Raw genomic sequence first — 26,967 nt, forward strand, 5'->3', positions numbered from 1 at the left:
GGAGAGATGACGAAATGACCCTGCCCATCTCGGCCGACCTGATCGCCGAACACAACGCCGCCCAGGCCGCCGCGCTCGAGGATGATTACGGCGCGCTCGGTCGCAAGCTGGCCCGCGCCGGGATCGACATCAACGCGGTGAAGGACCGGGTCGCGGCCTTCTCGGTGGCCGTGCCCTCGTGGGGCGCGGGGCGGGGGGGCACGCGCTTCGCCAAGTTCCCGATCCCCGGTGAGCCGACCAACATCCACGAGAAGCTGGAAGACTGCGCGGTGATCAACCAGCTCAGCCGGGTCACCCCCCGGGTCAGCCCGCACTTCCCGTGGGACAAGGTCAGCGACTATGCCGCCCTGCGCGAGGAGGCGGCGGGCCTCGGGCTCGGCTTCGACGCGGTCAACTCGAACACCTTCCAGGACCAGCCCGGCCAGGCGCACACCTATGCCAACGGCTCGCTCTCCGCGCAGGACCCCGGCGCGCGCCGCCAGGCGGTCGAGCACAACATCGAATGCATCGAGATCGGCCGGAAGCTCGGCTCGACCGATCTGACGGTGTGGGTCGGTGACGGCACCAACTTCCCCGGCCAGCAGGACTTCGCCCGCAGCCTTGACCGCTATCTCGAGGCCGCGAGCGAGATCTATGCCGCGCTGCCCGATGACTGGCGCATGCTGCTGGAACACAAGATGTTCGAGCCGGCGTTCTATTCCACCGTGATCAGCGACTGGGGCTCCTCGATCCTGGCGGCGCAGGAACTGGGGCCCAAGGCCAAGTGCCTGGTCGACCTGGGGCACCACGCGCCCAATGTGAACATCGAGCAGATTGTCGCGCGGCTGCACCGCTTCGGCAAGCTGGGCGGGTTCCACTTCAACGACAGCAAGTACGGCGACGACGATCTCGACAGCGGCTCGATCAACCCGCACCAGTTGTTCCTGGTGTTCAACGAGCTGGCCGAGGCCGAAGCCAATCCGCGAGACGGCTTCCGCCCGAGCTACATGATCGACCAGTCGCACAACGTGACCGACCCGATCGAGTCGATGCTCTCGAGCGCCGAAGCGATCGCCCAGTGCTATGCCAAGGCCAGCCTGGTCGACCGCGGCGCGCTGCACGCCGCGCAGGAGGCCAATGACACAATGATGGCCTTCCAGGCGCTGCGCCGGGCCTACACCATCGATGTCTCGCCGATCCTCGCCAAGGCGCGGGTCGAGGCGGGCGGCGCCTGCGACGTGCTCGCGGTCTATCGGCAGAGCCGCTACCGTGACCGCAAGGCGCAGGAACGCCGGGCGGTGGGGCTGGGGGCCGGCATCGTCTGAGGAGACCACACCAACAACACGGGCGGGGAGAGCGCGCCATGAAGACGACCAAGACCTTTCTGGCAGCCCTGTTGCTCGGCACCACCGCGCTCGTCGGAGCCACGTCCGCCCGCGCCGCCGAAGCTGCGTCCGCTGATCCTTCGCTGGAAGCCCTGTTCCGCGATCCCCCCCAGTCGGCCCGCCCGCGCGTCTGGTGGCACTGGATGAACGGCAATGTCACCAAGGACGGGATCGCCAAGGACCTGGCCTGGATGAAGGCGGTCGGGATCGGCGGGATGCAGACCTTCGATGCGAACCTCCAGACCCCGCAGATCGTGGACCGGCGGCTGGTCTACATGACCCCCGAGTGGAAGGAGGCGTTCCGCTTTGCCGCGAGCGAGGCGGACCGCTTGGGCCTTGAACTGGCGATTGCGGCCTCGCCCGGCTGGTCGGAAACCGGCGGGCCCTGGGTCAAGCCGCAGGATGCCATGAAGAAGCTGGTCTGGTCGTCGGTCGATCTGGCCCCGGGGGCCTCGCCCGGGGCCGCCCTGCCGGCCCCGCCACAGCGCACCGGCCCGTTCCAGGATGTCGCCCCCGGCCGGTCGATCGAAGAGCTCATTTCCGGCAAGCCGGCCCCCGAGGCCGCGACCTTCTATGGTGACGTGCGCGTGCTGGCCTTTCCGGTCCCCACGCCGGTTCCGCTCGTTCCGGTCTCGGCCGTGGACAGCCTTGGCAACCCGCTCAAGGCGCCGGTGCTCGCTGGTGCCGGGCCGGAACCGGTCGTGCTGGGGCGCAAGGAGGGGGTGGCTCCCGGTCTGACCCTCGATTTCGGCAAGCCGGTCACCGCCCGCGCGGCGACGCTGTTCCTGCCGGACCTGTCGGTGCCCTTCTTCGGCGTGACCTACAAGGCCCGGCTCGAAGCGAGCGCCGACGGAGCGGAATGGCGTAAGGTGGCCCATGTCACCCTGGCGGCCATTCCCACCACGGTGAGCTTTGCCGCGGTCAACGCGCGGCAGTTTCGCGTCATCCTCGAGCCCGTTCCCCCGCGGACCAGTCTGGGCGCGCCGGTGCCCGGCCTGGTGATGGCCCCCTTCGAGCAGTCGATCGGCGGGTTCTACAGCCAGCGCCCGCTTGAAGTGCGCACCTTCCAACTGGCCGGCGATCCGGCGGTCGATCAGTTCCAGACCAAGGCCGGCTTCGCGATGAGCCCGGACTACTACGCGCTGGGCCAGATCGAAGATGGCGCCAGAGGGATCGATCCGGCGCAGGTGGTCGATCTGACCGGCAAGCTCCGGGCTGACGGCACGCTCGACTGGAGGGCGCCCCGGCTGCCGCAGGGGCAGGTCTGGCGCGTCCTGAGGCTGGGCTATTCGCTGCTCGGCACGACCAATCATCCCGCCACGCCCGAGGCGACCGGGCTCGAGGTCGACAAGTACGACGGGACCGCTGTGCGCGGCTATCTCGATCACTACCTGGGCCTCTACAAGGACGCGGCCGGGCCCGAGCTGGTAGGCAAGCGCGGCGTCCGGGCGCTGCTGACCGATTCGATCGAGGTGGGCGAGGCCAACTGGACTCCGCGCATGGTCGAGCAGTTCCAGCGCCTGCGCGGGTATGATCCCTTGCCCTGGCTGCCCGCCCTGACCGGCACGCTGGTGGGGACCCGGGCCGAAAGCGACCGGTTCCTGTTCGATTATCGCCGCACCCTGGCCGACCTGCTCGCCAGCGAGCACTATGGCACCGTGGCCAGGGTGGCGCACGAGAACGACCTGACCGTCTATGGCGAGGCGCTGGAGGATCATCGCCCGATGCTGGGCGACGACATGGCGATGCGCCGCCATGCCGACGTGCCGATGGCCGCGCTGTGGACCTTCAACCGCCAGGAAGGCCCGCGCCAGACCCTGATTGCCGACATGAAGGGCGCCGCCTCGGTCGCGCATGTCTATGGCCAGAACCTGGTCGCGGCGGAATCGATGACCGCGGCCATGGCGCCCTGGGCCTTCGCTCCGAAAGACCTCAAGCGCTTCATCGATCTGGAATTCGTGACCGGGGTCAACCGGCCGGTGATCCACACCTCGGTCCATGTGCCGGTCGACGACAAGGCCCCCGGCCTCTCGCTGTTCATCTTCGGCCAGTACTTCAACCGCATGGAAAGCTGGGCCGGGCTGGCGAAGCCCTGGGTCGATTACATCGCGCGGTCCTCGCTGCTGCTGCAGTGGGGGCGCAACCACGCTGATCTGGCCTATTTCCATGGCGAGGAAGCCCCGTTGACCGGGCTTTACGGCGACACCCCGGTGGCCGACGCGCCGCGCGGTTACGCTTATGACTTCCTGAACTTCGATGCCTTGACCGGCCAGCTCGCCAATGATGGCGCCGATGTCGTCACCCCGGCCGGGGCCCGCTATCGCGCGATCTATCTGGGCGGCACGTCGCGCATGATGACCCTGGCCGCCCTGCGCCGGCTGGCCGGGCTGGTCGAGGGCGGGGCCACCGTGATCGGTCGGCCGCCGCTGGCCGATCCCGGCCGGGCCGGGGACGATGCGGCCTTCGCGGCGCTGGTCGCGCGGCTCTGGCCGGGCGGGGCAGGCGCGACGGTGGGGCGCGGCCGGACCCTGATCGCCCCGGATGCCGAGGCGGGGCTCGCGGGGCTGGGGCTGGCACCCGATTTCGCCTTCACCGGAGGATCGGCGCAAGCTGACATCCCCTTCGTGCACCGCACCAGCGGCGACGAGCACGTCTACTACCTGACCAATCGCGGTCCCGCCGCCGAAACGATCGAGGCGCGCTTCCGGGTGGCTGGGCGCGTGCCCGAACTGTGGCACGCCGAAACCGGTACCAGCGAGCCGGTCAGCTATCGGATCGTCGGGGGCGAGACGATCGTCCCGCTGTCCCTGGCGGTCGATGATGCGGTCTTCGTGGTGTTCCGCAAGCCCGCCACCGAGGCAACGCGGCAGGTACCGGTGGTCTCCGCCCGGCCGCTGCTGGCGCTGGACGAGGGCTGGTCGCTGGCGTTCCAGCCCGGGCGCGGCGCCCCGGCGACCTTGGCCTTGCCCAGACTGATCCCGCTGCAGACCCATGCCGAGCCCGGGGTGAAGCACTTCTCCGGCACGGTGACCTATTCGCGCAGCGTCACTCTGCCGAAGCGGGGCCGGGCTGCGGGTCCGCTGTGGCTCGATCTGGGAGAGGTGGGCGATCTCGCCCGGGTGAGCGTGAACGGGGTCGAAGTCGGCACCGTCTGGCACGCGCCATACCGGATCGACATCGGTGCAGCGGTGCGACCCGGTGTGAACCGCCTGGACATCCTCGTCGCCAACACGTGGGTCAATCGCCTGGTGGGCGACGCACAGCCCGGGGCCAAGCCGCTGACCTGGACCGCCCTGCCGACCTATCGCGCGGATGCTCCGCTGCGTCCGTCGGGCCTGATCGGACCGGTGCGGTTGCTCGAAGCCGGTAACCCGGCGATAGAGCGGAAATGATCGGTCCCGGGGCGCTGCCCCCATACCACAGGATTTACCCGGCCGGGACGATCCGCGGCGCGCAAGGCGCATGTCGCCGCGAGTGGCTGGAGCGGCCGCTTGAACATTGACAGACGCACCTTCGCAGGCGGTGCCGCAGCCCTGGCCGCGCTCGGCCTGACCGCCGCCGCGAAGGGCAAGGGAGTTTCACGATCCATGACGCGTTACATCAGCTTTGCCCGCCCTGACGGCACCCCCAGCTTCGGGCGCCTCGACGGCGAGACCGTCCATGATCTCGGCCACCCGGGGGCGCCGTCCTGGCTCAAGGATGTCCTGGCGGGCGATCTCGGCGCGCTGGCCGCCATCGGCACGTACCCGCGCCGGGCGGTGCGGCTGCTCCCGGTCGTGCCCAATCCGGGCAAGATCCTCTGTATCGGCCTGAACTATGCCACGCATGTTGCGGAAACCGGACGGGAACAGAAGGAGCATCCGGCCGTCTTCACCCGCTGGGCCGATACCCTGGTGGCCGATGGCGAACCGCTGGTCCGCCCCCCGGAAACCACCCGCTTCGATTATGAAGGCGAGCTTGCGGTGGTGATCGGCAAGGGCGGGCGGCGGATCGGGCGTGACCAGGCGATGGAGCACGTCGCGGGTTACGCCGTGTTCCAGGACGGCTCGGTGCGCGACTGGCAGCGCCACAACATCCAGTTCACCCCGGGCAAGAACTTTCCCGCGACCGGCGGCTTTGGCCCGGCCCTGGTCACTTCGGACGAGGTCGCCGACCTCGCCAGCCAACGCGTGCAGACCCGGCTCAACGGCGAGCTGGTGCAGGACCAGCCGATCAGTGACCTGATCTGGGATATCCCGTTCCTGATCGCCTACTGCTCGACCTTCACCCCGCTGGCGCCCGGCGACGTGATCGCCACCGGCACGCCCGGTGGCGTCGGGGACAAGCGGACCCCGCCGCTCTACATGAAGGGGGGCGACCGGGTGGAGGTGTCGATCGGCGTGATCGGCACGCTGACCAACCCCGTGGTCGACGAAGCCTGAGACGGGCGCCGTGCTCCCCCCACGCCATCGGCCCCGCCATCGGCCCCGCCGCCAACGGCTGCGGCCACGCTTGTTCCCCCGGCACAGGAGTTCGACCGGATGATCGATCGTCGTCAATTGCTTGCCGCCGGTGCTGCGCTTGGCCCGGCCACGGCGCTGCGGGGGGCTACCCTCCCGTCACCGCGGACATTTCCCAAGGGCTTCCTGTGGGGTGCTGCGACCGCGCCGCACCAGGTTGAAGGCAGCAACACCGCGTCGGACCTGTGGTATCTGGAGCACCAGCAGCCGACGATCTTCAGCGAGCCGTCGGGCGATGCCGCCAACAGCTTCCTGCTGTGGGAGCGTGATCTCGATCTGGCCCAAAGCATCGGGCTGAACACCTATCGCTTCGGGGTGGAGTGGGCCCGGATCGAGCCGGAGCCGGGACGGTTTTCCCAGGGCATGCTCGATCACTATCGGGCCTTGGTCGACGGTTGCCACGCGCGCGGACTGGCCCCGATCGTGACCTACAGCCACTTTACCGCCCCCCTGTGGTTCAGCGCCCGGGGCGGCTGGACCCATGCCGATAGCGCCGCGCTGTTCGCCCGCTATGCCGATCGGGTGACCCGTGCCATCGGCGACGGCCTGCGCGCGGCGATCACCCTCAACGAACCCAACATCCTGCTGCTGCTGAAGCCGATGCTGCCGCCGCAGGTGTGGGACCTGCAGAAGCTGACGATTGAGACTGCTGCCCGCCGGCTGGGCGTGCCGCGGTTCGTCAGCGCCAATGTGGCCGGGTTGGACGATCTGGCCGATCTGCAGCGCGGCCTGCTGGCGGGCCACCGTGCGGCCCGGGCGGCGATCAAGGCGGTGCAGCCGCGCCTGCCGGTGGGGGTCTCGCTCGCCATGCTGGACGATCAGGCGGCCGGCCCCCGGTCGATCCGCGACCGGATGCGCGGCGAGCTCTACGGCGAATGGCTGGGCGAGGCGCGCCAGGATGATTTCATCGGGGTGCAGAATTACGAACGGGCGGTGTGGGGCGAACAGGGGCGACTGCCGCCGCCGCCCGACGCGGTGCGCAACTGGAGCGGGGGCGAGGTCTATGCTCCCTCCCTGGCCGGGGCTGTCCGCTTCGCCCACGCCGCGACCGGGGTGCCGGTGCTGGTCTCCGAACACGGGGTCGGGACCGATGACGACCGCGTCCGGGCCGAACTGATCCCGGCCGCTCTGGGCGGGCTGCACCAGGCCATGGCCGATGGGGTGCCGGTGCTGGGCTACTGCCACTGGTCGCTGATCGACAATTTCGAGTGGGTCTTCGGCTACAAGCCGCACTTCGGCCTGGCCACGGTCGATCCCCGCACCTTTGTCCGCACCCCCAAGCCCAGTGCCGCCGTGCTTGGCGCCATTGCCCGCGCCAACGCGGTTTAGAGCCTGTCCTGTTGAGGTGGATACGCCGGGATTGGGCGGAGCGGGTCGGTGGGGAGGCGCAGCGTCCATCGTCGGTCACTATGCATCAGCATAGCTCCCTCCACCTTCCTTGCGCTGAACCAAAATCGCCTCCGTCACGGCCTAATAAGAACAGGCGCTAGGACCGCTCCGCGCTGGGGCGCCGACCGGTGGTGCGCAGATAGAAGCGCGAGAAGTACGAGGCATCGGCGAAGCCCAGTTCCTCGGCGACCTGCGCGACGGTCGCATTGGTGTAGCGCAGCAGCCGCTGGGCCTCGCTGGCCACCCGGCGGTGGATCACCTCGAGCGGGGTGCAGCCGAGCTGACGCAGGCACAGCCGGCCAAGGGTCCGTTCGGTCATGCCCAGCGCGGCGGCGTAGAACCGTACCGGACGATGCCCGTTCAGGTGCGTCTCGATCAGATGGCGGAACCGGGCCAGCCGGCCGTCCTCGCCGCCGTCCTCTGCGCTGTCCGCGTCCTCGCGGGGGAGCGAGCGGAGCAGCGCTTCGGCCACCGCGTGGAACAGGGCGGCATCGTGCGGCACGCCAGCCAGGGCCAGCAGTTCGGCGGCCAACAGGGCGATGCGCCGCGCCTCGGGCTCGGGGAGCGTCGTGGCCCCGCCCCCGGCGAGCAGCCGTCCGAGCGGATCGCCTGGACCTCGCGCCCGGGCGGCGAAGGCCTGGTCCAGGGTCAGGACCCATCCCTCGCTGGCCGGGGCGAACCGGAAGCCGTGCACCGCGCCCACCGGGACCGTGACGTGACAGGGCGCCGCGAGCCGCAGGCGGGTGCTGTCGAGCGCGGCCTCGACCTCGCCGGTCATGACAATAAGTACCTGAACCGATCGGTGATGGCGATGCGGCGCAATTTCCCAGTCGTGCAGCGAGCTGCGGGCCGCAATCGTCTCGATGTGCGCATAAGCCGGGCGATCGGGACCGTCTTCCTCTCCGTATAGGGCATAGGCGGGGATGCTCGCCAGGGGCATGGGCAATGTCCGAAAAGTGCCTGAGAATTGACCGAACCATGCCTTCATCCGGCGCCGCGGCAGTGTCAAGCAGGGGAGCGACAACACGGTGGGAGAATTCGCCATGAAAACGCAGGTCGCCATTGTCGGCGCTGGACCCGCAGGCCTGATGCTGGGCCATCTGCTGCGGGCCGAAGGGATCGAATGCGTGGTGGTCGAGCGGCAGGCGCCCGACTACGTGCTGTCGCGCATTCGCGCCGGCGTGCTCGAACAGGTCACGGTCGGGATCATGGCGCGGCTCGGGCTCGATGCGCGGTTGCGGCGCGAAGGCCTGGTCGAGGCCGGCTTCAACCTGGCCGATGGCGAGCGCCTGATCCGTATCGACGTGCAGGACCTGACCGGGCAGACGGTGGTGGTCTATGGCCAGACCGAGATCCAGCGCGACCTGATGGATGCCGCGCCCGAGCGCGGGCTGGAGGTGGTGTGGGAGGCGGCCGATGTCGCCCTGCACGACATCGAGAGCGAGGCGCCGCGCCTGACCTACAGCAAGGACGGCGTGGCCCACGAGATCGCCGCCCGTTTCATCGTGGGTTGCGACGGCTACCACGGCCCTTCGCGGCAGGCGATTCCGGCGAGCGTGGGGCGCAGCTTCGAGCGGGTCTATCCGTTCGGCTGGCTCGGCATCCTGGCCGATGTGCCGCCGTGCAACGACGAGCTGATCTATGCCAACCACGAGCGCGGCTTTGCCCTGGCCTCGATGCGCAGCCACACCCGCAGCCGCTACTATGTCGACGTGCCGCTGACCGAAAAGGTCGAGGACTGGTCCGATGAGCGGATCTGGGACGAGCTGGCGGTGCGGCTCGGGCCCGAGGCCGCGGCCAACATGACGCGCGGCCCCTCGATCGAGAAGTCGATTGCCCCGCTGCGCTCCTTCGTGTTCGAGCCGATGCGCCACGGCAGCCTGCTGCTGTGTGGCGACGCCGCGCACATCGTTCCGCCGACGGGGGCCAAGGGCCTCAACCTGGCCGCCAGCGACGTGCACTATGCTGCCGAGGCGCTGGTCGGCTGGTTCCGTCGCCACGATGCCGATGCGGTGGCGGGCTATTCCGAAAAGGCGCTCGCCCGGGTGTGGAAGTCCGAGCGGTTCAGCTGGTCGCTGACCAAGCTGATGCACCGCTTCCCCGAGGATGGGCCGTTCGAACGCCGCATGCAGGTGGCCGAGCTGGACTACATCGCCACCAGCCGCGCGGCGCAGCAGGGCATCGCCGAGAACTACGTGGGTCTGCCGGTCTAGGGCCGGGCGGATCGGACGGTTGGTTTCGCCTGAAGTCGGACCTTTGTTTCCTCCCCGGTACGGGGAGGGGGACCACCGAAGGTGGTGGAGGGGCACTGTCCTTGGGGCACGGCAGATGGTCAAGGCGGGGTGCCCCTCCACCATCCTGCGGATGGTCCCCCTCCCCCGGTGGGGGAGGATCTGAAGATGTCCGCTCCCCATCCTCTCGGTCATTGGCGACCCGCTGTCCGTGACCACGCCGCCGGGGCCCTGCCTGCGCGTCATCACCCCTGAGGGTCTGCTGCCCTAACCCGCCTCGCTCCGCCGCGTCAGCTTGGTGATTTCGCCGCGCAGCCGGAAGCGCAGGGCCGACCAGTCGTTATCGAGCGCGATCTGGGTCACGGGCAGGAACCCCCGCGCCAGCACCGGCTCCCAGCCGCGATCGCGGGTGAGGTCGGTCGGGATCGAGCCGCTTTTCTTCGGATAGCACAGCCAGAGGTGCCCGCCGGGCGCATAGTCCGCCGCCAGCACCGTGACCGCCTCGACCAGGTCGGCCTTGTCCCGGACGAAGCCGATGCGGAAGCGGGGCTCGCCGGTTGGGGCTGTTGACAGCGGCGCGAGGGCGGCGGCGAGGGCGTCGGGCAGGTGCCAGACCCGGGTCACGGTCCCGGCTTTCCATCCCAGCTTGTCGAGCAGCGACCTGGCCATCGGCGCCTCCGCAACCGGGGCGCCGATGGCACCCCCCTCAATCCGCCCAGTACAGCCGCATCGGATTGTCCACCAGCAGCTTGCGTTGCAACTCGGCGGTCGGCGCGATGCGCGGGATCATGTCGACCAGGTGGCCGTCGTCGGGAATCTCGGTGTCCATGTTGGGGTGCGGCCAGTCGGTGCCCCACAGGCAGCGGTCGGGATAATCGGCCACCAGCGGCGCCACGGCGCTGGCGAAGGCGTCCCACGGATCGCCCGCGCCGCCCTCCTTGATCGCGTCAAGCCGGTCGGGGCAGGTGGCCTTGAACCAGATGTCATCACGGCTGTTCAGCAGGGCGCGGAACGCCTTCATGTCGGCCCCGTCAGGACCCTGGCGCACATCGGGTCGGCCCATGTGGTCGATCACCAGCGGCACCGGGATCGCGTCCATGAAGGGGCGCAGCTCCTCGAGGATGTCGGCCTCGAAATAGATCACCACATGCCACCCGGCGGGCAGGCGCCGGGCCACGTCGAGGAACTTGTCCTTGGGCGCATCGTCAACCAGCCGCTTGAGGAAGTTGAAGCGGATGCCGCGGATGCCGCCGTCATGCAGCGCGGCGAGCCCGGCCGCGTCGATCGCCGGATCGACCACCGCCACCCCGCGGGCAAGGCCGTTCGACTTGGCGATGGCGTCCAGCGTCGCAGCATTGTCGGTGCCGTGGCAGCTGGCCTGGACGATCACGTTGCGGGCAAAGCCCAGATGATCGCGCAGGGCGAACAGCATGTCCGGCCCGGCGTCCTCGGGCAGGTACTTGGCCTTGGCGCTGAACGGGAACTGCGCCATCGGCCCGAACACGTGGCAATGGGCATCGACCGCGCCCGGGGGCGGGGTGTAGCGCGGCTTCGACGGGTTGGCGTGCCAGGAGATGATGCGGTCGGTCATGGGGGGCTCCGGTTGCGCGCGGGCTTCGACAGGCTCAGCCCGAGCGGATCTCTTCTAAGGACTTGTAAACCCAGGCCCGCTCAGCCTGAGCCTGTCGAAGGCCACGCGCGAATGCTAGCCGAACACCATCCCGTCCATCAGCTTGCGGGCCGTGCGCAGCAGGGCGGCGCTGACGACCTCACCCGCATCGCTGACCTCAAGCACGCAGCTCATCTCGCCGGTGGGGTGCTCGACTGACAGGGTCTTGCGCAGCCCTTTGGGCACGAGGGCCACATCGGCCGCAGGCGAGCCGGGGATCAGGCAGGCGGTCGCCACGGAAACCGCGCCGAGCACGCCGATCGTGGCATGGGCGCGGTGCGGAATGAAGCTGCGCACGCAGACCGCGCCGCCGGCCCGGGGTGGGGCGACCAGCATCATCTTGGGGACGGTCTTCTCGCGCACGTCGCCCAGGTTCATCCGCTCGCCCACGGCCAGCCGGATCGCCTCGATCCGCGCCTTGAGTTCGCTGTTGGCATCGAGCCAGTCGCGATCCTCGTAACCGGTGATGCCCACATCGGCGGCCTTCATCACCACGCAGGGCATGCCGTTGTCGATCAGGGTGACGGGGACGCCATTGACCACGTCGACCGGGTGCCCGCTGGGCAGGAGCGCCCCGCACGACGATCCGGCGGTGTCGCGGAATTCGGTGGGGATCGGGGCGTGCGTGCCCGGCACGCCATCGATCGCGGCATCGCCCGCATAGGTCACCACGCCGCCGGGCGTCTGCACGGTCGCGATCGCGACCTGGCCGGTGTTCTCCATGAAGATCGCGACGCGCGTTTCATCGCCGGTGGCCGCAATCAGCCCGCGCTCGATCGCGAAGGGGCCGACGCCGGCCAGGATGTTGCCGCAGTTCTGCGCGTCGGTGACGATCGCCTGATCGACGAAGACCTGCAGGAACAGGTAATCGACGTCGATCCCGGGGCGGGTGGACTTGGTGACCACGGCAACCTTGCTGGTCAGCGGATCGGCGCCGCCCATGCCATCGATCTGGCGCGGATCGGGGCTGCCCATCACGCGGAGCAGGAAGGCGTCGCGTGCGGCGGGATCGGCGGGCAGATCGTCCTTGAGGAAGTAGCCGCCCTTCGACGTGCCGCCGCGCATCCACATGCAGGGGGCGAAGTGGGAGGCGCTCATAAGCCCCTCCCCTTCAGGGGAGGGGTTGGTTCCGCTCCTAGACATACTTCAACCCCATTTCGGCCAGCCGCTCGCGCATCTTGTACATGTCGAGCCCCAGTTCTCCGGCGGCCAGTCGCGCGCGCTTGTCGCCCTCGTTGGCCTCGCGCGCCCGGGCGGCAGCCAGCACCGCCTCGGCCTTGGCGCGGGGGACGACGCAAACGCCGTCATCGTCGGCCACGATCACGTCGCCCGGGTTGACCAGGGCATTGGCGCAGACCACCGGCACGTTGACGCTGCCCAGCGTGTTCTTGACCGTGCCCTGCGCGTAGACCGCCTTGGACCAGACCGGGAACTGCATCTCGGTCAGGTCGCGCACGTCACGCACCCCGGCGTCGATCACCAGCCCCCGGCAGCCCCGCGCCTGGGCGCTGGTGGCGAGAAGATCGCCGAAATAGCCGTCCTCGCACGGGCTGGTCGGGGCGAGCAGCAGGATGTCGCCGGGCTGGAGCTGCTCGATGGCGACATGGACCATCCAGTTGTCGCCCGGGGGCGCGCTGATCGTCACCGCCGAACCCGCGATCCGCGCACCGGAATAGATCGGGCGCATATAGCTCGCCAGCAGCCCGGTCCGGCCCTGCGCCTCATGGACCGTGGCGACGCCGCAGGCGGCAAGGCCATCAATCACATCGGGCGCGGCCCGTTCGATGTTCTGGACGACGATACCGCTCATGCCGCCAAATCTCCCATTGCATGGTCAGCCTGCTTCATGATCCGCCGCTTGCGAAGGGGGAAGGCGGAACACTGGCGCGACTATTGGTTTTTGCTAAGTATGCTGCATGGATATCTGGGAACTCAACCTGCGCCACCTGGCCGCCGTGGCCAGGATCGCCGAACTCGGCACGATGAGCGCGGCGGCGCAGGCGGTGAACCTGACCCAGCCGGCGCTGACCCAGGCGCTCGCCCGGATCGAGGCCGAGATCGGCCTGCCGCTGTTCGAACGACGCCACGACGGGATGGTGCCCACCGAAGCCGCCGCGCTGCTGGTGCCGCGCATCCGCGCCGCGCACGAACATATCCCGGGGCCGCATGTGACGATGTCGCGGCTGCGCGCGCTGCTCGCGCTGGCCGACCACGGCAGCTATAATGGCGCCGCCATTTGCACCGGGCTTTCCCTCCCCTCGTTGCATCGGGCAGTGACCGATCTGGCTCTGTCGCTGCGGCGCAAATTGGTCGACCGACGCGGCAAGAGCGTGGTTCTGACCGAGGCCGGAGTGGCCCTGGCCCGGTCGTTCCGGCTCGCCCGGGTTGAGCTGGTCGCCGGGCTGGCCGAGATCGCGGCGCTGAAGGGGCTTGAGACCCGCTGCATCGTGATCGGCGCCATGCCGCTCTCACGCGCCAAGGTCCTGCCCGCCGCTGTCGCGCGCTTCGTGCGGCGGCACCCGCAGGTGCGCATCTCCATCGTCGAAGGATCGCGCGCGGAACTGGTCGAGCCGCTGCGCAATGGGATGATCGATCTGATGGTAGGCGCACTGCGCGAGCCGCTGCTGGAGCCTGATCTCGTCCAGGAAACGTTGTTCCACGATTCTCCGGCAATAATCGCGCGCAAGGGGCATCCGCTGGAGGAGACCATGCCGGATCTGGCGGCCTTGGCCGCCTATGCCTGGGTGATCGCTGGGCCTGGCGCACCGCTGCGCGAGAGTTGGGAGCGGATGTTCACCATGGCCGGGGTGGCGCCACCGCCGGTGCCGATTGAGTGCGGCTCGGTCATGACGATCCGGCAGCTGCTCATCGACAGCGATTTGCTGACCCTGCTCTCACCAGATCAGGTGGCGGTGGAGCTTGAGGCTGGCTGGCTGACAAGCTTGGGTAAGGCTCCGGCCGGACATGATCGCCGCATCGGCGTCACCACCCGCGCCTTCTGGCGGCCGTCCGCGGTGCAGGCCGAATTTTTCGATGATCTGCGGGCCGCAGCTGCCGGAGCGAGCGGGCCGGAGCCGGGCACCGGCCCGTAAAACGCGCTTAAACAGGTTCACCGGCCGCCCGGGCCCGCGCTGACAGGCTGGCCTCATCGCGGGAGGCGCGCCGCGCCAGCACCAGCAGCAGCAGTACGATCAGCGGGGATACCCAATTGATCGACAGGATCGCCACGCCGAGATTGCCGCCTGCCGCGTCCGACATCAGCCCTACCGCGTAAGGCCCGATCCCCAGCCCGACGATGGTCATGATGACGATATAGGTCGAGGCGGTGATCGCCCGCATCCGCGGCAGCACCTGTTCGAACATCACCGCGTAAAGCGGCGGTAGCCACATCGTCAGCACCAGGCTGTAGGCCACGAAGCGCTGGTAGAATTGACCAGCGGTGGGCGCGCTGTAGACCCACATGGCCAGGAGCGGCGACAGCCCCAGCGCGAATACAACCACCCAGACCCGCCCGGCGCCAGGCAGGCGGCGGTTGAGCAGGTCGGATAGGGGGCCAGAAATCAGCGGACCGACCACACCCAGCCCGGCGGAGAGCAGGCCGAATTTCAGCCCGGTCTCGGTGGCGGTGAGGTGATAGGTCTTCATCAGGAAGGCCGGAGTGAAGCCCATGATTCCGTAGTTGATCAGCGATTGCAGAGATCCCACCGCCATGCACAGCAGCAGTGCAGGTGAGCGCGTGATCACTGCATGGGCCACGGGATCGGTGGTGCGCAGCGACTGGACCAGGTTGAACAAGACATAGAGTCCAAAGCCGACCACGCCCCATTGCAGCGCGTGCGGGCTGATCGTCACCCCGCCCAGTTGCAGCGGCGGTCGCGGGGAAAGCGCGGCACACCAGTGCGCGGCCAGAGTTCCCGCCACCACCAGGGCCAGCAACCCGCCCAGGTTCGCCAGCCACTGCCGGGTGCTCGCCCGCTGTCGGGCCATGGCCAGCCAGTTGCTGCCAGGCAGGATCGCGGCGAACAAGTCCGCGCTGGCGCGGAACGGAGCGGGGTCATGGACCGGGACCAGCCCGTCGATGGCGCCGCGCTGCGGTTCGGGCAAGCGCGACAGCAACAGCGCCAAGCCAATTCCGGGCAGGGCGGCGATCAGGAAGGCGAATTGCCAGCCGGAGAAGCCCAGCCCGCCCGGGCCCTGTGGATGAAGCTGGTCCCACCAGTCTGCCGCTACGCCGCCAAGCAGGTTCGACAGGCCCAGGCCCAGGGCAATCGCGGCGGCCATGACGGCCATGGCCAGTCCGCGCCGGGCCTTGGGGAAATGGTCATAGACCAGGCTGGTGCCCGCGGGCTGGGCGGCCGCTTCACCAATACCGACGCCCAGCCGCGATAGCGCGAGCAGCCCGAAGCCGGTCGCAAAGGCCGCCGATCCTGTGGCCAGCGACCAGACCGCGATACACAGCGCCAGCAGCTTGGTCCGTTTCCACCCGTCAGCCAGCCGCCCCAGCGGCAGCGAGAAGGTGGCATAGAACAGCGCGAAGACCGTGCCATAGAGCAGCCCCATCTCGGCGTCGCCGATGTTCAAGTCCTGCTTGATCCGCGGGCTCAGGATCGCCAGAATTTGCCGGTCGAGCAGGCTGAGCAACTGGGTCAGCGAAACCAGCGTGAGCGTGACCCACCCGGCGCGGGTGATGGCGCGATTGTGCTGATCATTCATGGCCGTCTCCCTTTTGCCGACCTTCGGCCTCGCGCCTGCTTAGAGCTTGAACCAGCGCTCGGCATTGGTTTGGAAGAACTTCTTCTTCACCTCGGCCGAGATCGCCATGTTATCCAGCGCCTGCACCTCGCACGCCTCGTATTGGTAGGGATAGTCCATGGCATACATCACGCGGTCCTCGCCAACCACGTCCTGGCAAAACCGGATCGCCGGTTCCCAGGCCATGCCTGAATTGGTGATCAGAACGTTCGAGCGCATATACTCGGCAATGGTCTTCTGCAGCGGTTTCATGCGTTCGTAGCGCTTCGAGCGGACCCCGGCCTGGTGCATGTAATCGAGCCGGTAGAGCCAGTAGGGCAGGGCTTCCCCCATGTGACCGACCATGATCTGCAGATCGGGGTACTTGTCGAAAATCCCGATGGTGATCAGGCGCAACAAGTGCATGCCCGTTTCAACCCCGAAGCCAAAGATCGCCCCATCGAGCCCGGCCTCGATCATCGGGGTGATCATGCTGTCGGGCGGCGTGGCGGGGTGGATGTAGAGCGGCTGGCCAGACTCGACCAGCGCGCGGAAGATCGGGTCGAAGAACGGCTCATCGAGATAGCGACCCTGCGTGTGGCTGTTGATCTGAACGCCTTTAAAGCCCAACTCGTTCGCACCCCGGCGGATCTCAGCAGCGGACCATTCCGGGTCTTGCGGGGCGATTGCGGTCATGCCGATAAAACGATCTGGATAGCGCCCACAGGCGTCGGCGAGCAGGTCGTTGGCCCGGCTGGCGATACCCCGGGCCTCCTGCATGTCGAGAAACGGCTGCACGCCCGGTGAGGTCAGTGCGAGGATGGCCTTGTCGATCCCGGTCGCATCCATGCTGGCAATGCGGCCCTCGCCGAGGTCGAGCAAGCGGTTGAGGATCTGTGTCGCCCGCTCCGATGGGCTGGTGCCATAGAAGCCCCACAGCGAGACCATCCCCTTGTCGGCCTGGCCATCGCGGATCATGCGCAGGAACACATCGATCTGTTCGCGGGTGGCAAATGCCTCTTCGGTCGCGATACGCAGGTAGCCGCGATCACCACCGATCTTCAATTCGTGTGTCATTGGTCTCACCCCTCGTGAATGGCTTTGGTGATCATGCAGGCTAGCACCCCTTCGAGTCCGTCCTCCGAGCCGTTGCCTGACCATTTGACACCGCCGAACGGAGCATCGGCACCGGCGATCATCGCGGTGTTGATGCCGACCATGCCGGCCTCGATCTCGCGCGCCAGTCGCTGTTGGCGTTTGTTGTCGGCCGTCCAGGCATAGGCGGCCAGCCCGTAGGGCAGGCGGTTGGCCTCGGTGACGGCCTCGTCCTCGTCAGCGAAGCGGTTGATGATCGCCACCGGGCCAAAGGGCTCTTCGTTCATGATCGCGCTGGATATCGGCACATCGGCGAGGACGGTCGGCGCATAGAAGTAGCCCTGGTTGCCAAGACGCTCACCGCCGGCGAGCAGTCGGGCGCCTTGCTTTGTCGCATCGCCGATCAGCCGCTCCATCGCTTCGGGGCGCCGGGGGTTGGCCATGGGACCCATCTGGGTGCCTTCTGCCAGCCCGTCGCCCACCCGGATTGCGGCAGCCCGTTCGGCGAAGCCGGCGCTGAAAGCGTCAAATAGCCGCTCCTGCACCAGGAACCGGGTTGAACTGACACAGACCTGACCCGCGTTGCGAAATTTGTGCGGCACCATCGTGTCAAGCACCCTGGTCACGTCGGCATCGTCGAACACCAGCACAGGGCCATGGCCACCCAGTTCCATCGTTGTGCGCAGCATGTTCTGCGTTGCCAGCCTTGCAAGGTGCTTGCCGACCACCGTCGAGCCGGTGAACGAGAGCTTGCGGGTGATCGGGCTGGCGAGCAGATGGCGGCTGACTTCGTCGGGCACCCCGAACACCGCCTGAGCGACCTGGCTCGGCAGTCCGGCATCGAGCAGACACTGCAGCACGGCCAGCGCCGAAGCGGGAGTTTCCTCGGCCGATTTCAGGATCACCGAACATCCAGCGGCGATCGGTGCGCCGAACTTGCGGCCGGGATTGCCGATCGGGAAGTTCCACGGTGCAAAGGCGGCGACCACCCCCACCGGCTCGTGCATCACGGTCGAGCGGGTGCCCGTCGGACGCACCAGCGCGCGGCCATAAAGCCGCTGGCATTCGCCGGCGTAAAAGTTGAACAGGCCGACATTCATCATCACTTCGATGCGCGTTTCCGCGAGCGGCTTGCCTTGCTCCATCGTCGCGATGCGGGCGATATCCTCCTGCCGTTCCAGAAGCAGTCGAGCCGCCCCTTGCAGCACCGCGGCTCGCTGGGCGGCAGGGGCGTTCCGCCAGATCCGGAAGCCTTCCTGCGCGATTTCCAGAGCGCGATCGAGATCGGCAGGATCGGCGAGCGGCAATTCGCCAATCGGCTCGCCCGTCGCCGGGTTCATGACCGTGTGCGTGCGACGACCGCCGCCGGCAATGCGTTCGCCATTGATGATCATGCAAAGCGAAGGATAGGTTGTCATGCTGGGGTCACTTCCTGTGCTTCAAGTCGTTCGAGTTCTTCGCGATAGGGCCGCATCGCCCGCACCATGAGATAAGTGGCCAGCGGCATCAGCAGGCCGGCACACAGCACAAGGGACTTCCACAGGTCCTGCTCGGCGACGATCACAAAGTCCTGCACAAGGCCGATAAAAAAGCTGCCCATCGCACCGAAGAACGTGAACATGAACAGGTAGATCGCCGTCACCTGGCCGCGCAGGGCATTGGGGGCGATGCGCTGGACCGCCGCATTCTGCGGCACCGCACCGGCCATGCCGAAAGCCGCAGACGGAGCCATCACGGCCAGCGACAGTTCCGCAGAGGGCATCAACGGCGACAGGATGGAGCAGACCGTTACCCCGGCGAAGCAGATTGCAGCGGCGCGGACATTGGCATCCTTGTAGCGCTTGGCCAGCCACTCGACCAGAACACCGCCGAGCAGCAGTCCGGACAGCGACGAGACCAGCATGATCCCGCCGAGGGCCCGGCCGATCTGGGCCTCGTTCCAGCCATAGGTGCGGATCAGGAACGGCGTGCGCCAGAACTGCATACCGAACACGTCGATGGCGCTGAGCGCGAGCGCGCCGAACAGCGGGTAGAACACCTGCGGCCGCGCGTTGATCGCCCGGAAGGCATCGAGCCCCATGAAGGTCAGTACCTTGCGTCCAAGCGAGCCTTCGAGCGGCGGTCGGCTCGAATTCGGTGGCGGGGCTTGCCGGCTCGGCTCGCGTACCGTCAGGAAGAGCAGCGCCACCAGCAGCGCGGGCAGGCCGGTGACAATCATGACCCACTGCCACCCGAAGATCCGCAGCGGGCCGAACTGGCTTGGCGCCCAGCCGGCCGCCATCATCACCAACATGCCGCCAATCCATGGCCCCAGGGTGGTGCCGCCGATGAAACCAAATTGCAGCAGCGCGAAAGCGCGGGTCAACCTGCGTGGCGGGAAGGCGTCGGCCAGCAGCGAATAGGATGACGGCGCATGGGCCGAGCCACCGGCCGCGAGGAAAATCCGGGTGCCTACGAACTGGGCGAAATTCTGCGCTAGTCCGCCCAGGGAAATGATCGTGCCGATGACGGCGACTCCGCCGGCCAGCACATATTTGCGCGGATAGATGTCCGCCAGGCGCGCCAGCGGGATGCCCACGAACAGATAGCAGATGATCCCGGCCGGGCCGGCCAGGAAGCCCAGCTGTGAATCGGTCAGGCCGAAATCATGCTTGATCCGTTCGGCCAACATACCGAACAGCACCTGATCGAAGAACGTTATGAAGGTGGCGAGCACGATCACGAGCAGGGCCCAATAGCCTGCTGCGGTTGCTCTTTGGTCCGCAGCGCCGCCGTCTTCAGCATTGATTGGCGCGGCATCTCCAGTCGCGGCCAGGGCCGTTTCGAGCGTCATGCGTTTCCTCTCGCCACATTCCCGGGCATTGCCGGTGACGGTCTCTGACGGACCAACATTGTCAGTCTTGCATACAAATACGCTCTGGTGAATAGTCTGTTTGTGATGAGTCCGCGAAAACTGCGGCGCACCCATTGGAAGAGGGATGATATGCAGAACCTGCCAGGCAAAACCGCATTCGTAACCGGGGGCGCCAGCGGCGTAGGCCTTGGTATCGCCAAGGCGCTGCTCGGCGCGGGAATGAACGTCACCATCGCCGACATCAGGCAGGACCATCTCGACGAGGGGTTGGCCGAGCTCGGTGGCGGCGACAATGTTCTCGCACTTAAGCTCGATGTCACCGACCGCGCCGCCTATGCTGCGGCCGCCGATGCGGTCGAGGCGCGGTTTGGCAAAATCCACCTGCTGGTCAACAATGCCGGCGTTGCCGTCGTCGGGCCGACCGAACTGGCGACCTTTGCTGATTGGGACTGGGTCATGGGGGTCAATCTTGGTGGGGTGATCAATGGGATCGTTACGATCTTGCCGCGCATTTTGAGCCACGGCGAGGGTGGGCACATCGTCAACACTTCTTCGATGTCGGGCCTGGTCCCAGTTGGCGGCACGGCGATCTACTCATCAGCCAAGTCGGCGGTCATGACGATGATGGAATGCATGCGCCCCGAACTCGAATCGCGGGGCGTGATCTGTTCGGCGTTCTGCCCTGGGGCGGTGCAGTCGAACATCGCCGAGGCCGGCAAGACCCGGCCAGATGATCTGGCGGAAACCGGCTATGCCGAGGCTGACAAGCGCCGGCAGAACGGTGGAAGTTTCTTCCATCTCTACATGACCAAGGAGGCAGTAGGGCAGCGCGTGCTGGAGGGCATTCTGAACGATGAACTCTTTATCCTTACCCACAGCGAGTTCCTGCCCGGCGTGACCGATCGGGCCCGGGCCACGATCGCAGCGGTGCCAGCGAAGCTTCCCCATAACGAGGAATACAAGGCGACTTTCGCGATGCTGTTCAATTCGCCGATCTGGGCGGCTGAAATCGCCCGCCAACAGGAGTTGAAGGCATGATCGAGTTTGCCGGAAGAACCGCCTTTGTCACCGGTGGCGCCAATGGCGTCGGGATCGGACTGGTTCGCGCGCTGCTGGCCGAAGGCTGCAAGGTGGCCATCGCCGACATTCGCGAGGAGCATATCGAGCGCGCGGTGCAATCGTTCGACAACCAGCTGGTTATGGGGATCAAGGTCAACGTCGGCGACCGCGAGGAGATGGCGCGTGCGGCCGATGAGGTCGAAGCCAGGTTTGGGACCGTCACGCTGCTGTTCAACAACGCCGGGGTCAATCTATTCCAGTCGATCGAGGATTCGAGCTATTCCGACTGGGACTGGCTGATGGGGGTGAACCTGCATGGCCCGATCAACGGGGTGATGACCTTCGTGCCGCGGATGATCGCGCACGGGCAGGGCGGCTATGTCGTCAATACCGCCTCGATGGCTGGCTGGCTCGCCAGTGGAACGCCGGGCATCTACAACACCACCAAGTTCGCGGTGCGAGGGCTGTCGGAGAGCTTGCGTTACTCTTTGGCGCCAAAGGGAATCGGCGTGTCCTGCGTCTGTCCAGGCTTGGTCAAGAGTCTGATCTACGCGTCCGACGACGTCCGCCCGGCCGAGCTCATGGATGGCGCCAAGCCGGTCAACACCGAGGGAGTCAAGCAGCTCGCCGGCATGCACCAAGTCGGCATGGAACCGGATGTAATCGCCGCGCGTATTCTCCAAGGCATGCGTGAAAACCAGGCCTATATCTTCCCGATGCCCGATCATCGCGAGGAACTGGCCGAGTACTTCGAGGAAGTGCTGTCTGACTATCGCGACTACCCGCAGGATCCCGGCTTTGACGAGCGCGTGAAGATCGAGGCCTTCCGTCGGGCCCGCTACAAGGAGGCACGGGACGCTGCCCGTCTGGCCACGTGAGGGCACCAGAATGAAGGTCAATGCGCTCGATCATGTCAACATCATCACGGCTGATCTTGACGCTTCTGCGTGCTTTTATGCCGATGTGATCGGGTTGGAGCGGCGCGATGGGCCAGCGCCGCTCACCCCACAAAACTGCCAATGGATGCATGACGGGGCAGGCCGCGCGATCCTGCACCTGAACAGCGAGGATTGTCCACGCGCCTTTGACCGGCCAACCCACCCGGGACCGACCGGCTCCGTCCATCATATCCGCCCTGAACTGCTCGGGTTATGACGCGATGATCGACCGGCTGCGGGCCTGCCAGGTCATGTTCCAGCTGAACACGGTGACAGCGATCAACCTGCGCCAGATTTTCCTGATTGACCCGAACGCAGTTCTGCTGGAGTTGAATTTCTTCGGCGACTGAGTTCGCAACTCAGCAGCAGCTGAGCAGCAGGGCAAGTGTCTGCTCGGGCTGGTCGCCCATCACATCATGGCCGGCCGCCGCTTCATGGTATTCCCAGGCTGGGTTGCCCTGCACATGTTCCGCGAAACGGGTGAAAGGGGTCGGCTGCCAGCCCGTTGCAAAGACGTAGCAGCGGCGTTTCACGCGGGCTTCTTCGCCGGTGAAACGCACCGGTTCAAGGAACGTGAGCAATGGATGGCGGCCGAGCAAGGGGTGTTCGATGCCGGGCAGGGGGGGCACCAGTCCGGGCATGTCCTTCTGGCTGCCTATGTAATGTTCATGCTCCCAGGCCTCGGTCAGGTCCCAGATTGACTGGCCGTCCTCAGGCAGAAAGGCATCAAGGTAGATGAGAGCGTCGATCCGCGCGCCAAGCCGTGTGGCAGTCCCGGTGATGACCATGCCGCCATAGGAGTGGCCAACCAGGACGAAGCGATCGAACCCGGCGGCTTCTGCCTGGGCGCACACGTCATCGATGTGGGTGGACAGGGAGATCGCCGGATTCAATTCGGCGGCGCGGGTGCCCAGGCCGGTCAGTGCGGCCACGACCACCTCGTGCCCCCGTGCCCGCAGGTCAGCAAAGAGGCGGTCGTAGGCCCAGCCGCCGCCCCAAGCGCCATGGACCAGAACAAAATTCGTCATGCCAGTCCGTTCTTGCGTTCATAGGCGCCGATCCACTCGACCGTCTTGCCGAGCCCGCCAAACGGATAGAAATGCAGTCTCACCCGGCCATGCTCCGCACCCAGGCTGGCGGCAAACCGGTCTACCAGCTTATCGGGCCCGCCACTGCCAAGCAGGTTGGTAATCGAGAGGCCGTACTTGGCCATGACGCTGGCCGAAGCGCCGACGCCGCAGCGCGCGGCGAAGCGCAGCAGGGTCTTGATCCCGGCGGGGCCGGGCACGCCGATACGGATCGGCGTGTCAATGCCACGCTGGCGGGCCTGTTTGAGCCAACCGAGAAACGCATCGGCATCGAAGCCGAATTGGGTGACGACCAGCGGAGCCATACCACGCGACTCAATATCGGCAATTTTTAGCGCGAGCACGTCCCAGCATTCCTGTGCGGACATGATCGGGTGGCCCTCGGGATGGCCGCCAATGCCGATCGCCGTGATCCCGTTGCGTTCGAACGATCCCGTGGCGATCAGGGCCGAACTGTCGAAGAACGGGCCTTGTGGTTCAGGTGGGTCGCCAGCCACGAGGAAGCAGCGTTTGACTCCGGCGTCCCGCACGACCGCGTCGAGATAGGTCTCGAACTCCTCGCGCGACAGGATGCGCCGGGCCGAAAAATGCGGCATTGGCTCGAAGCCCAATTCGCGCACAGCGACGGTTGCGGCGATGCGAGCCGAGAGTTCTTCGCCCGGCAGCGAGGTCACGGCGACTGGGGTTTCCGCCGGGATCAGCGGCGCTGCCTCGCGCAATGCCACAACGTCCTTGGCGGTTATCTCGAGCGAATAGCCATCGGTTATTCCTTCCGGCTGCTTGTCCCAATTGGGATGGATCAGTGGCTTGCCCATCGGCGCATCCTCAGCACAGACAGCCGGCGCCGAAGCTCACCGGTGGTCCGGGGTAGCTTCGGCGCTGGCGCAACGACAATCAGCGGGCAGTCCGCCAGCCTTCGGCGTAAGACTCACGCGCAACCCGGCTGTATGGCACCGGGCTGACCACGGCGCGCACTTCGATCTGCTTGTGCGGCTCGACCGTGGTTTTCTTCGTGCCGCCGTTCTCTTCACCCCAAACGACGCGCAGCTCCGTGCCGACCGGTATCTCGTGATCGACGGTCGCCAGGCTGAGCGCCTGCTTTTCGTTATACGAGTAGCCGGTGAACATCGACAGACCAACGGTCCTGCCGCCGGCATCGACCACGCGATCGTAGTTGGAAGAGGCGTAGTTCGCGAGCGGCACATCGAAGAACTTGTAGGCTTCGCCATCCGGGTTGAACATCGACGCTGTGATCTTCGCCATGTCCTCGGAATTCCAGGCTAGCGTCACCTTCTTGCGCTGCTCGGCCGGATTCAGCGCCTCAAGCGCTTCGCGGCCATGGAAATCATGGTCGAACTTCACGAAAGAGCCGTAACCCAGCTCCCAGGGATTGAGGTAGTAATCCTCGATGTTGTCGGACACGAACGAGCCGCCGATCGAGCCCGTGGCTTCGTACGAATCCGCCCCCAGCCATTCCCGGAAACCCTTGAGCTTCTCACCGGTGTAGATCGCCGGCAGCGGTGAGGGAATCCAGCCCGATTCGAGCGTGTTCGAAGGATAGGCGCGGCTGCCGCAGGCGATCAGCCCGAATTCCTTGCCAGCCTCAAGAATGGCGGCGCGGATCTCCTCCTGCTCGGCATAGGGACCCCAGATCTCAAGTCCCGGCGCGCCCGACATGCCGTGACGCAGGGTGCGCACGGTCTTACCGGCGATGTTCATCGTGCCCATGTTGAAGAACTTGAGCTGCTCCAGCGGTCCGCCATGCAGCTTCTCGATCACGTTCCAGGCCTGCGGGCCCTGGATCTGGAAGCGCCATTCCTTGCGGGTGACGGGCTTGCCCATGGGGCGCATCGGCGAGCGGTCGTCCAGCTCGATCTCGACATCGTAGCCGCCGGTCGCGCCATGATAACGCAGCCAGTTCGAGGCCGGGGCACGGCCGACATAAGTGAAGCTCTGCTCTTCCTCCCAGAAGATGATGCCGTCACCGATCACATGGCCATAGGGCGTGGTGGGCACATATTGCTTGGCCTTGTTGACCGTCCAGCCCTTGGAGCTGTTGATCATCGTGTCGGACAGCAGCTTGGCCGCGTCCTTGCCGCGAATGTACAGGTTCACCATGTGGTGCGACTGGTCGAACAGAACCGCGCTGTGCTGCCACGCCCACTGTTCCGAGCGCCAGTTCGAAAATTCGGGCGCTACAACGGGATAGACATAGGCCCCGAGCTGCGAGTTGCGCAGCATCGACACGACGTTTCCAGCCTGACCGAGGACCTCTTCAAGATTCTTTGCCGCCATGGGCTCTCTCCCAACTCACATAATGCTGGCTTTGCATACCAAACTTTGTATGCAACACAAACGATAATTCCAGCGAGCCGGAATTCCGGCCGAACCTTTCGGAGAGACTGCAGATCATGGCGACCGAGACCTTCATCCTCACCCTGTCATGCCCCGACCGTCCTGGTCTGGTGGCCGGCGTTGCGCGGATTCTGGCGGATCAGGGTGGCAATATCCTGGATGCCAAGCAGTTCAACGATGTCGAATCAGGCCAGTTCTTCATGCGGGTGGCCTTCGAGCTGGTCGAAGGTTCGAATTACGATGCCCTGGTGGGCACGTTTGCCCCGTTTGCCGAGGACCATGCGATGGATTGGCGCTTGCACCGGCAGAGCGAACTGCGCAAGGTGTTGCTGCTGGTCTCCAAGTTCGACCACTGCCTGGGTGACTTGCTCTATCGCCAGCGGATCGGCGAAATGCCGATGGAGGTGGTCGGGATCATCTGCAACCACCCGCGCGAGGCGCTGAAGATCACCCTGATCGGGGACATTCCGTTCCACCACCTGCCGGTAACCAAGGAAACCAAGGCCCAGCAGGAAGCCCGAATCAAGGAGCTCGTCACCTCGACCGGGGCCGAGCTGGTCGTGCTGGCGCGCTATATGCAGATTTTGTCGGACGATCTGGCGGCGTTCCTCTCGGGCCGCTGCATCAATATCCACCACAGCTTCCTGCCCGGATTCAAGGGCGCCAAGCCCTATCACCAGGCCCATGCCCGCGGGGTCAAGATGATCGGTGCCACCGCGCACTATGTCACCGCCGATCTCGACGAAGGGCCGATCATTCACCAGGATGTCGAGGCGATCAGCCACGCCGACAGTCCCGATGATCTGGTGCGCAAGGGGCGCGATATCGAGCGGCGGGTCCTGGCGCAGGCGGTCCACTGGCACCTGCAGGACCGGGTGCTGATGAACGATAGCAAGACCGTGGTGTTCAAGGACTGAAGCCTTGGGGTGTCCAGGCTCAGCCTGGCACCTTTGCCACCACCTCGAGCAACATGGTGGACAGCGCCTCGGGCCGGGAGAGGAACGGCGAGTGGTCGGCATAAAGCTCGACCACCTCGGCGCCCGGCACCAGGCGCTGCATGGTGCGCTGGCTGCTGCGGGGAATGGTGCGGTCTTCACTGCATTCGATATAGGTCCGCGGCACGCTGCCGAAACGGTCGGCCGTCAGGCGCATTGGGGTCGAACGCGGGCCGTGGGGCTCGGCCGCAAGGCGGGCCATGGCCCGCGCGACCAGATCGCGGGGTGAGATCTGCGCAAAGACGGCCGGAGCGGCGTCGGGATCGGCGACAGTCCCAGCCCCGTTGCAGACCGGCGTCACGATTGCATCGAAGGCCGAATTCGGCTCTTCCATGGCCTTGAACTCGGCCCGCGACATGCCATCGGGCAACATCATCGCACAGATGTAGACCAGCGCGTCGATCGCCTCGGGCGCCGTTTCGGCGGCCTGGCTGATGACGAGCCCGCCGCGGCTGTGGCCGGCCAGGATCACCGGCCGCTGCGGCGCCCTGCGGCACAGGTCGGCGGCAAAGTCGGCCCAGCCTTGCAGGGTCACGGCGCGCAGAGCCGCTTCATCGCCGCCCATCCCGGGCAGGTCCGGAGCGATCACGGCGTGCCCGGCCTCTTCCAGCCGGGCACGGACCGCATCGAAGCACCAGCCCCCGTGCCAAGAGCCATGAATCAGGACGAATGTTGCCATGGTCAGGCCTCTTCTCCCGCT

The 26,967-nt window shown here is 66.6% G+C and carries 24 protein-coding genes; 11 read left to right on the forward strand and 13 right to left on the reverse strand.

Features of this window, described 5'->3' with window-relative positions; translation table 11 throughout:
• Positions 1-14 precede the first annotated feature (14 nt).
• From rhaI to H7F49_RS05505, 4 genes are all read left to right on the forward strand, one after another.
• Complete coding sequence (rhaI, locus tag H7F49_RS05490) at positions 15-1,304, forward strand: L-rhamnose catabolism isomerase (protein WP_185682573.1); 1,290 nt, start codon at positions 15-17, stop codon at positions 1,302-1,304.
• 38 nt (positions 1,305-1,342) lie between these two features.
• Positions 1,343-4,756, forward strand: coding sequence for a glycosyl hydrolase (locus H7F49_RS05495; RefSeq protein ID WP_185682574.1), 3,414 nt, complete (start codon positions 1,343-1,345; stop codon positions 4,754-4,756).
• Positions 4,757-4,951: 195 nt separating this feature from the next.
• Positions 4,952-5,785: a fumarylacetoacetate hydrolase family protein gene (locus H7F49_RS05500; RefSeq protein WP_185682664.1), complete on the forward strand. Its 834-nt coding sequence runs from the start codon at positions 4,952-4,954 to the stop codon at positions 5,783-5,785.
• Positions 5,786-5,884: 99 nt separating this feature from the next.
• Positions 5,885-7,192 (forward strand): family 1 glycosylhydrolase, encoded by a 1,308-nt coding sequence (locus H7F49_RS05505; RefSeq protein ID WP_185682575.1) that lies wholly within the window; start codon positions 5,885-5,887, stop codon positions 7,190-7,192.
• Between the two features lie 157 nt (positions 7,193-7,349).
• Here H7F49_RS05505 and H7F49_RS05510 read toward each other — a convergent pair whose 3' ends face one another.
• Entirely contained in the window at positions 7,350-8,192 is an 843-nt protein-coding gene (locus H7F49_RS05510; RefSeq protein ID WP_185682576.1) for a helix-turn-helix domain-containing protein, read from the reverse strand.
• A gap of 103 nt (positions 8,193-8,295) precedes the next feature.
• On the opposite strand from H7F49_RS05510, the gene pobA reads away from it, so the two are divergent.
• Entirely contained in the window at positions 8,296-9,465 is a 1,170-nt protein-coding gene (pobA, locus tag H7F49_RS05515) for a 4-hydroxybenzoate 3-monooxygenase (RefSeq protein ID WP_185682577.1), read from the forward strand.
• A 285-nt stretch (positions 9,466-9,750) separates the two neighbouring features.
• Here pobA and H7F49_RS05520 read toward each other — a convergent pair whose 3' ends face one another.
• The 4 genes from H7F49_RS05520 to ligK form a co-directional block, all read right to left on the reverse strand.
• On the reverse strand, positions 9,751-10,152 hold the full coding sequence (locus tag H7F49_RS05520) for a hypothetical protein (protein WP_185682578.1): 402 nt from the start codon (positions 10,150-10,152) through the stop codon (positions 9,751-9,753).
• 37 nt (positions 10,153-10,189) lie between these two features.
• Entirely contained in the window at positions 10,190-11,074 is an 885-nt protein-coding gene (locus H7F49_RS05525; protein ID WP_185682579.1) for an amidohydrolase family protein, read from the reverse strand.
• 114 nt (positions 11,075-11,188) lie between these two features.
• Positions 11,189-12,250: a 4-oxalomesaconate tautomerase gene (locus H7F49_RS05530; RefSeq protein ID WP_235981902.1), complete on the reverse strand. Its 1,062-nt coding sequence runs from the start codon at positions 12,248-12,250 to the stop codon at positions 11,189-11,191.
• A gap of 37 nt (positions 12,251-12,287) precedes the next feature.
• Positions 12,288-12,962: a 4-carboxy-4-hydroxy-2-oxoadipate aldolase/oxaloacetate decarboxylase gene (gene ligK / locus H7F49_RS05535; protein WP_185682580.1), complete on the reverse strand. Its 675-nt coding sequence runs from the start codon at positions 12,960-12,962 to the stop codon at positions 12,288-12,290.
• A gap of 106 nt (positions 12,963-13,068) precedes the next feature.
• Between ligK and H7F49_RS05540 the strand changes: the two genes are divergently transcribed.
• The gene (locus H7F49_RS05540) at positions 13,069-14,244 is read left to right on the forward strand and encodes a LysR substrate-binding domain-containing protein (protein WP_185682581.1); all 1,176 of its coding nucleotides are present in this window, start codon (positions 13,069-13,071) and stop codon (positions 14,242-14,244) included.
• Between the two features lie 7 nt (positions 14,245-14,251).
• Here H7F49_RS05540 and H7F49_RS05545 read toward each other — a convergent pair whose 3' ends face one another.
• From H7F49_RS05545 to H7F49_RS05560, 4 genes are read right to left on the reverse strand one after another with little or no spacing between them, the layout of a single operon-like run.
• The gene (locus H7F49_RS05545; protein WP_185682582.1) at positions 14,252-15,865 is read right to left on the reverse strand and encodes an MFS transporter; all 1,614 of its coding nucleotides are present in this window, start codon (positions 15,863-15,865) and stop codon (positions 14,252-14,254) included.
• Positions 15,866-15,904: 39 nt separating this feature from the next.
• Positions 15,905-16,960 (reverse strand): amidohydrolase family protein, encoded by a 1,056-nt coding sequence (locus H7F49_RS05550; RefSeq protein WP_185682583.1) that lies wholly within the window; start codon positions 16,958-16,960, stop codon positions 15,905-15,907.
• Between the two features lie 5 nt (positions 16,961-16,965).
• Positions 16,966-18,396 (reverse strand): NAD-dependent succinate-semialdehyde dehydrogenase, encoded by a 1,431-nt coding sequence (locus tag H7F49_RS05555; protein ID WP_185682584.1) that lies wholly within the window; start codon positions 18,394-18,396, stop codon positions 16,966-16,968.
• Positions 18,393-19,946 (reverse strand): MFS transporter, encoded by a 1,554-nt coding sequence (locus H7F49_RS05560; protein ID WP_235981929.1) that lies wholly within the window; start codon positions 19,944-19,946, stop codon positions 18,393-18,395. Before H7F49_RS05560 ends, H7F49_RS05555 begins: the two co-directional genes overlap by 4 nt.
• Positions 19,947-19,961: 15 nt before the next feature.
• On the opposite strand from H7F49_RS05560, the gene H7F49_RS05565 reads away from it, so the two are divergent.
• The 4 genes from H7F49_RS05565 to H7F49_RS19760 are packed head-to-tail and all read left to right on the forward strand — an operon-like array spanning position 19,962 to position 22,179.
• Positions 19,962-20,870, forward strand: coding sequence for an SDR family NAD(P)-dependent oxidoreductase (locus H7F49_RS05565; RefSeq protein ID WP_185682585.1), 909 nt, complete (start codon positions 19,962-19,964; stop codon positions 20,868-20,870).
• Entirely contained in the window at positions 20,867-21,769 is a 903-nt protein-coding gene (locus H7F49_RS05570; RefSeq protein WP_185682586.1) for an SDR family NAD(P)-dependent oxidoreductase, read from the forward strand. The genes H7F49_RS05565 and H7F49_RS05570 overlap by 4 nt, the downstream gene beginning before the upstream one ends.
• Positions 21,770-21,779: 10 nt before the next feature.
• Positions 21,780-22,046, forward strand: coding sequence for a VOC family protein (locus H7F49_RS05575; RefSeq protein ID WP_235981912.1), 267 nt, complete (start codon positions 21,780-21,782; stop codon positions 22,044-22,046).
• Positions 22,047-22,050: 4 nt separating this feature from the next.
• On the forward strand, positions 22,051-22,179 hold the full coding sequence (locus H7F49_RS19760) for a hypothetical protein (RefSeq protein ID WP_268958940.1): 129 nt from the start codon (positions 22,051-22,053) through the stop codon (positions 22,177-22,179).
• A gap of 9 nt (positions 22,180-22,188) precedes the next feature.
• Here H7F49_RS19760 and H7F49_RS05580 read toward each other — a convergent pair whose 3' ends face one another.
• From H7F49_RS05580 to ligM, 3 genes are all read right to left on the reverse strand, one after another.
• Entirely contained in the window at positions 22,189-22,857 is a 669-nt protein-coding gene (locus tag H7F49_RS05580; RefSeq protein ID WP_185682587.1) for an alpha/beta fold hydrolase, read from the reverse strand.
• Positions 22,854-23,732, reverse strand: coding sequence for a methylenetetrahydrofolate reductase (locus H7F49_RS05585; protein WP_185682588.1), 879 nt, complete (start codon positions 23,730-23,732; stop codon positions 22,854-22,856). Before H7F49_RS05585 ends, H7F49_RS05580 begins: the two co-directional genes overlap by 4 nt.
• 79 nt (positions 23,733-23,811) lie before the next feature.
• On the reverse strand, positions 23,812-25,212 hold the full coding sequence (gene ligM, locus H7F49_RS05590) for a vanillate/3-O-methylgallate O-demethylase (protein ID WP_185682589.1): 1,401 nt from the start codon (positions 25,210-25,212) through the stop codon (positions 23,812-23,814).
• 116 nt (positions 25,213-25,328) lie between these two features.
• Here ligM and purU point away from each other — a divergent pair, with 116 nt between their 5' ends.
• Complete coding sequence (gene purU / locus H7F49_RS05595; RefSeq protein ID WP_185682590.1) at positions 25,329-26,189, forward strand: formyltetrahydrofolate deformylase; 861 nt, start codon at positions 25,329-25,331, stop codon at positions 26,187-26,189.
• Between the two features lie 19 nt (positions 26,190-26,208).
• Here purU and H7F49_RS05600 read toward each other — a convergent pair whose 3' ends face one another.
• Positions 26,209-26,946: an alpha/beta fold hydrolase gene (locus H7F49_RS05600; protein WP_185682591.1), complete on the reverse strand. Its 738-nt coding sequence runs from the start codon at positions 26,944-26,946 to the stop codon at positions 26,209-26,211.
• Between the last annotated feature and the right edge of the window lie 21 nt (positions 26,947-26,967).

It is taken from the genome of Novosphingobium aerophilum (assembly GCF_014230305.1).
In the GTDB taxonomy this organism is placed as follows: domain Bacteria; phylum Pseudomonadota; class Alphaproteobacteria; order Sphingomonadales; family Sphingomonadaceae; genus Novosphingobium; species Novosphingobium aerophilum.